This window comes from Streptomyces sp. BR123 (genome assembly GCF_013401435.1).
Lineage (GTDB): Bacteria > Actinomycetota > Actinomycetes > Streptomycetales > Streptomycetaceae > Streptomyces.
In genome coordinates this window covers 22279-28777 of the sequence record NZ_JACBGN010000070.1, presented here as the reverse complement: position 1 = coordinate 28777, position 6499 = coordinate 22279, and the positions used below count along the sequence as shown (strand labels likewise).

The 6499-nt window shown below is 70.2% G+C and carries 5 protein-coding genes and 1 pseudogene; 5 read left to right on the top strand and 1 reads right to left on the bottom strand.

Going from position 1 to position 6499, the window contains the following annotated elements:
* Nucleotides 1–137: 137 nt before the first annotated feature.
* On the bottom strand, nt 138–1013 hold the full coding sequence (locus HYE82_RS14230) for a L,D-transpeptidase family protein (protein ID WP_179174399.1): 876 nt from the start codon (nt 1011–1013) through the stop codon (nt 138–140).
* Nucleotides 1014–1195: 182 nt separating this feature from the next.
* Here HYE82_RS14230 and HYE82_RS14225 point away from each other — a divergent pair, with 182 nt between their 5' ends.
* The 5 genes and pseudogenes from HYE82_RS14225 to HYE82_RS14210 all read left to right on the top strand — a co-directional run bounded on the left by HYE82_RS14225 (nt 1196) and on the right by HYE82_RS14210 (nt 6389).
* Complete coding sequence (locus HYE82_RS14225; RefSeq protein WP_179174398.1) at nt 1196–2776, top strand: methylmalonyl-CoA mutase; 1581 nt, start codon at nt 1196–1198, stop codon at nt 2774–2776.
* A 54-nt stretch (nt 2777–2830) separates the two neighbouring features.
* A complete protein-coding gene (leuE, locus tag HYE82_RS14220; protein ID WP_179174397.1) occupies nt 2831–3490 on the top strand; it encodes a leucine efflux protein LeuE in 660 nt (219 codons plus the stop codon).
* Nucleotides 3491–3496: 6 nt separating this feature from the next.
* Nucleotides 3497–3728: pseudogene (locus tag HYE82_RS38045) on the top strand (hypothetical protein); the annotation flags it as partial.
* A 137-nt stretch (nt 3729–3865) separates the two neighbouring features.
* Nucleotides 3866–5110, top strand: coding sequence for an amidohydrolase (locus HYE82_RS14215; RefSeq protein WP_179174402.1), 1245 nt, complete (start codon nt 3866–3868; stop codon nt 5108–5110).
* A 223-nt stretch (nt 5111–5333) separates the two neighbouring features.
* A complete protein-coding gene (locus tag HYE82_RS14210) occupies nt 5334–6389 on the top strand; it encodes a BMP family protein (RefSeq protein ID WP_179174396.1) in 1056 nt (351 codons plus the stop codon).
* Nucleotides 6390–6499: the final 110 nt, after the last annotated feature.

Here is a 6499-nt window from a genome sequence, read left to right as displayed (position 1 = left end):
TTCCCCTTCCTCCCGGCCCTCCGGCCCTGCCCCCCACCGGGCTGTTCGAGCACACGGCGGCCGTACCCGGGCAAAGAAAAACGGCCCGAGTCCGGCCCCCCCGGGTCCGTCCTCGGGCCGTCAGGCAGCCCGGCGGCTCACCAGTAGACGACGACCTTGTCGCCGACCTTCACCTGGTCGAACAGCGCAGCGATCTTGCCCTTCTCGCGGACGTTCACACACCCGTGCGAGGCGCCGTTGTAGCCGCGCGCCGCGAAGTCCGCCGAGTAGTGCACCGCCTGGCCGCCGCTGAAGAACATCGCGTACGGCATCGGGGTGTGGTAGATCGTCGACGTCCAGTCCTTGGCCTTCCAGCCGACGCTGAACTCGCCCTCGCGGGTCGGGGTGTTCTCCGAGCCGAAGCGCACGTCCATCGTGGAGATGACCTTGCCGTCGATCATCCAGGCCAGGGTGCGGCTCTCCTTGCTGATGCACATCACGCGGCCCTGCATGCAGCGCGGGTCCGGCGCGTCGGCCTCGTTGACCTCCGGCGGGCGCAGCTCGTCCTTCGTCGGCTTCTTGCTGGCCTCCTGCAGCTTCTTCCAGGTGGCGGCATCGACCGAGCCGGTGGCGGGCAGGCCGTGCCGCGACTGGAACGCCTTGACCGCGGTGGTGGTCTTCGTCCCGTAGAAGCCGGTCGGCTTCGCCGACAGGAACTTGAGCTGCTTCAGGCGGGCCTGGAGCTCGCGCACCTGGTCGCTGTCGTCGCCGTTCGCCATGATCGGCTTGACCGCCGGGGACGCCGAGGCCGAGGCGGAGGCCGACGGGGAGGCGGACTGCGACGGTGACGCGGAGGGCGAGGCCTGCTTGTCGTCGGACGAGGGCGAGGCCTCGGGGGAGGCACCGGCCGCGGAGGCCGAGGCGACCGGGGAGGCGGAGCCGGCCGGCTCCGACTTGGGCCCGCAGGCGGTCGCGGCGAGCGCGACGGCGGCTGCCGCCCCGAGCGTGCGGACTATGTTCCTCTGGCGGTGCATGTGCTGTCCCCCCGGTTTCTACGTCGTGTGACTAGGTGATGCCTGGCGGGCGTGGAGAGTTGCACAGGGTGCGGGGATGTTGCGCCATTGTGACCAGCAGCCGTCAGGGAGACGGCCTGCAGCCGTCGCGGGGAAGGTTGTATCAGCCCCGGGTCCCTTTGCTCTACGGAGGGCTTGGTCACATGTCGAACACCGAGAGCGGCATCCCCATCGAACCGGTCTACGGACCGGACGTTCTGACGGAGTGGGACCCGCTCACCAAACTGGGTCAACCGGGGGCGTATCCGTACACGCGGGGGATCCATCCCACGATGTACACCGGCAAGCCGTGGACGATGCGGCAGTACGCGGGCTTCGGGACGGCGGCCGAATCCAACGCCCGCTACCGGCAGCTCATCGCCGGGGGTGGCACCGGCCTGTCCGTCGCGTTCGACCTGCCGACCCAGATGGGCCACGACTCGGACGCGCCCCTCGCCCACGGCGAGGTCGGCAAGGTCGGCGTCGCCGTCGACTCGATCGACGACATGCGGGTCCTGTTCGACGGGATCCCACTCGACCGGGTGTCCACCTCGATGACGATCAACGCCCCGGCCGCCCTGTTGCTGCTGCTGTATCAGCTGGTCGCCGAGGAGCAGGGGATCGCGGGCGGACAGCTGACCGGCACCGTGCAGAACGACGTACTGAAGGAGTACATCGCCCGCGGGACGTACATCTTCCCGCCCGGGCCCTCTCTGCGGCTGACCGCCGACACCTTCCGGTACTGCCGGGCCGAGATCCCCCGCTGGAACACCATCTCCATCTCCGGCTACCACATGGCCGAGGCCGGGGCCTCGCCCGTGCAGGAGATCGCCTTCACGCTGGCCGACGGGATCGCCTACGTGCGCACCGCGTTGGACGCCGGCATGGCCGTCGACGAGTTCGCCCCCCGCCTGTCGTTCTTCTTCGTCGCCCGCACGACCCTCCTGGAGGAGGTCGCGAAGTTCCGCGCCGCGCGGCGGATCTGGGCCCGTGTCATGCGGGAGGAATTCGGGGCAAAGGACCCCAAGTCGCTGATGCTGCGCTTCCACACCCAGACGGCGGGCGTGCAGCTGACGGCGCAGCAGCCCGAGCTGAACCTGGTGCGGGTGGCGGTGCAGGCCCTGGCGGCTGTGCTCGGCGGCACCCAGTCGCTGCACACGAACTCCTTCGACGAAGCCATCGCCCTGCCGACGGAGAAGGCGGCCCGGCTGGCCCTGCGCACCCAGCAGGTGCTGGCCCACGAGACGGACGTACCGCACACCGTCGACCCGTTCGCCGGCAGCTACGCGGTGGAGCGGATGACCGACGAGGTGGAGGCGGCGGCGCTGGGCCTGATGCGCCGCGTCGAGGACCTCGGCGGGGCGGTGGCCGCGATCGAGGCCGGCTTCCAGAAGGCGGAGATCGAGCGCAATGCGTACCGCATCGCGCAGGAGACCGACAGCGGCGAGCGGGTGGTGGTCGGCGTGAACCGCTTCGCGCTGGCGCAGGAGGAGCCGTACGAGCCGCTGCGCGTCGACCCGGCCATCGAGGTCCGCCAGCGCGAGGCGCTCGCCGGGCTGCGCGCCGAGCGGGACGGGGCGGCGGTCGCGGCGGCGCTGGCCGCCCTGCGCGAGGCGGCTCAGGGTACGGCGAACGTCCTCTATCCGATGAAGGAGGCCCTGCGCGCCCGGGCCACGGTGGGCGAGGTGTGCACCGCCCTCCGCGAGGTGTGGGGGGCCTACGAGCCGCCCGGAACCCGCTGGTGACCGCATGTTGGAACGCCAGTGCGACAGGAGCAACTGCGTGGGACACTCCTGCGCATGCTGGGTGTCACCGATCTGCCGACCTACCTCGTCGGACTCGTCCTGATCATCCTCCTGCCGGGGCCGAACTCCCTGTACGTCCTGTCCGTCGCCGCGCGGCGCGGAGTGCGTACGGGGTACAAGGCCGCGGCCGGGGTGTTCACGGGCGACGCCGTGCTCATGGCGCTCGCCGCCACCGGGGCCGGAGCCCTGCTCCAGGCCAGCCCGGTGCTCTTCGGCATCGTCAAGCTGCTCGGCGCCGGCTACCTGACCTGGCTCGCCGTCGGGATGCTGCGCGGCGCCCGGTCGCTGTGGCGGTCCCGGACGGCGCCGCAGGGCGATCCGGAGGCCGCCCCCGCGGGGGCGGCGGATGCGGGCGAGGGCGAGCGGCCGTACCGCCGGGCGGTGCTGATCAGCGTGTTCAACCCGAAGGCGATCCTGTTCCTGATCTCCTTCTTCGTGCAGTTCGTCGACCCGGCGTACGCCTACCCGGCGCTCTCTTTCCTCGTGCTCGGCACCCTGCTCCAGCTCGGCAGCTTCCTCTACCTGACGCTGCTGATATTCGGCGGCACCCGCCTGGCCGCGGCCTTCCGCCGGCGCAGGCGGCTCTCGGCCGGGGCCACCTCGGCCGCCGGGGTCCTCTTCCTCGGCTTCGCCGCGAAGCTCGCCACCGGATAGCCGGCGGCCCGCCGCGGACCGATCGGCCGAACGGTCGTCAGCTTCCCGTCCACGGTCGTCCACACGCTGCCGTACGTGCCGACCGGCACCGGGGGCGACCGTTGCCGTATGCGCGGTCGACCCGGCCCGGCTGGCCGGCTCCGCGCCGCCGCGGGCCCAGAGCCTCCTCGCGGGCGCCACCGGGACCGCCCGTGATGTGCGCAGAATCCACGCTCGTACGGTCCCGGCGGCCGGTTGAGCGCGCGAGTTTACCCCCGGTTGCATACGGTCATGCGTCCAGAGGTCTGGTTTTTTTCCCCTGACGGCATGAACTTTTCCTGATCTCCATCCAGTTGGTCCATTCGTGCGCCTACCCTTCAACGGGTGAACCAGTTGATGTCCCGCGAGTCCCAGCCCGTCCTGCCCGGCACGCCCGCCCAGCCCGAGCTGCCCGGCACTCTTCCGGACCACCTGCGTGCCGAACTGATCGCCTTCCGCCGGGACTTGCACATGCACCCGGAGCTAGGACACCAGGAGTTCCGCACCACGGCGGCCATCAAGGCCCGACTGGAGAAAGCCGGCCTGCGGCCACGCGTACTGAAGTCCGGGACCGGGCTGATCTGCGACGTGGGCACCTGGGACGGCGGCCGCCCGATGCTGGCGCTGCGCGCGGACATCGACGCCCTGCCCATTCCCGATGCCAAGACGCACGTCGCGTACCGCTCGACCTTCCCCGACCGGGCGCACGCCTGCGGCCACGACGTGCACACGGCGGTCGTCCTCGGCGCCGGGCTGGTGCTCGCCGAGCTCGACCGGCAGGGCCTGCTGCCCCGGCCCGTACGGCTGCTCTTCCAGCCCGCCGAGGAAGTGCTGCCGGGCGGTGCGACCGACGCCATCGCGTCCGGGGTCCTCGACGGCGTGGGCAAGATCCTCGCGGTGCACTGCGACCCCCGGGTCGACGTGGGGAAGATCGGCCTGCGGGCCGGGCCGATCACCTCCGCCTGCGACCGCCTGGAGATCACCCTGGAGGGCCCGGGCGGGCACACCGCCCGGCCGCACCTCACCACCGACCTGGTGACGGCCGCCGCCCGGGTCGCCACCGACCTGCCCGCGGTGGTCGCCCGCCGCATGGACGCCCGCTCGGGGATGTCGATCACCTGGGGCCGGATCGAGTCCGGGCACGCCTGCAACGTGATCCCGATGCAGGCGGAGCTGTCCGGGACCATCCGCTGCCTGGACATCAAGGCCTGGCACGAGGCGCCCGACCAGATCCACGCGGCGATCGACGAGATCGCGGGGGTGCACCGGGCCAAGTCGGAGATCACCTATGTGCGCGGGGTGCCCCCGGTCGTCAACGACCCGATGATCACGGAGCTGATGCGCGAGTCGATGACCGCCCGGCGGGGCGCGGAGTCGGTCGAGGACACCGAGCAGAGCCTGGGCGGGGAGGACTTCTCCTGGTACCTGGAGTACGTGCCCGGGGCGATGGCCCGCCTGGGCGTGCACCCGCCGGGCGCCAGCGTCAAGAAGGATCTCCACCGCGGCGACTTCGATGTGGACGAGGCCGCGATCGGGGTCGGCGTCGAGTTCTTCACGGCCGCCGCACTGATCGACGGGCACCGCGCAAGGCCGATCACCTAGGAAGTTTTTACCTCATCTGAGCGACGTCCGGCACACCTGTCCAGCCCTTGCGGCCCAAGGGCTGGACGCAGGGTGCGTCACTGATCGGTCACTGTCCGGTTCGCGACGATCCGATAACGACTCATGAACGGGCCCTTAACTGACATCTACGCGCGTTACGATCGCCGCGAAAACCAGCGCCGGTCAGTAGGCGCTTTCGGTCAGGTTTTGAAGGAGCCTCCCCTTGCGCCGGATCACCAGGATCGCCACCGTGGGCCTCGCGTCCGCGGCGCTGGCCCTCTCGGCCACCGCCTGTGGCGGAAAGAAGTCCTCCGACACCGCGTCGTCCACCGACTCGGCGGAGAAGTCCGCAGCCATCGCCTACGACATCGGCGGCCGTGGCGACCAGTCCTTCAACGACGCCGCGTACGCGGGTCTGGAGAAGGCCGAGAAGGACCTGAAGATCAAGGGCGCCGAGGCGGAGCCCACCGAGGGCGAGAGCGAGGCCGACAAGGTCCAGCGCCTCACCGAGCTGGCCCGCAAGGGCAACAACCCGGTCATCGGCGTCGGCTTCGCGTACGCGCCGGCGATCAAGAAGGTCGCGGCGAAGTTCCCGAACACGACCTTCGGCCTCATCGACGACACGTCGGTGACCGACAAGAACATCGCGAACCTGGTCTTCAACGAGGAGCAGGGCTCCTACCTGGCCGGCGTCGCCGCCGCCAAGGCCTCCAAGTCCGGCACGGTCGGCTTCATCGGCGGTGTCGAGGTTCCGCTGATCAAGAAGTTCGAGGCGGGCTTCACCCAGGGCGTCAAGGACACCAACCCGAACGCCAAGGTGCTGTCGACCTACCTGAGCCAGCCGCCGGACTTCTCCGGTTTCGCCAAGCCCGACCTGGGCAAGGCCGCCGCCAAGGGTCAGCTGGACGGTGGCGCCGACGTGGTCTACTCCGCCGCGGGCCTCGCCGGCTCCGGTGCGATCGAGGCCACCGCCACCGCCGGCAAGTGGGCCATCGGTGTCGACTCGGACCAGTACAACCAGGCCGGTCTGGCGAAGTACAAGGACAAGATCCTGACCTCGGTCACCAAGGACGTGTCCGGTGCCGTCTACAACCTGATCAAGTCGGTCCAGGACGGCAAGCCGCAGTCCGGTGAGGTCCGCTACGGCCTCGACGCCAACGGTGTGGGCCTGGCTCCGTCCAACCCGGAGTACAAGAACATGGCCGATGTCATCGCCGCCGTCGAGAAGGCCAAGGCCGACATCATCGCCAAGAAGATCACCGTCAAGACCGCGCCGTAAGGCCGTCACCTGACGTGAAGTAAGGTCTCGGGGGTCCGGGAAGCGGTCTCTGCCGCTTCCCGGACCCCGAACCGCATTCCGTGATTCCTTGTGGCCACTTGGCCGCAAGT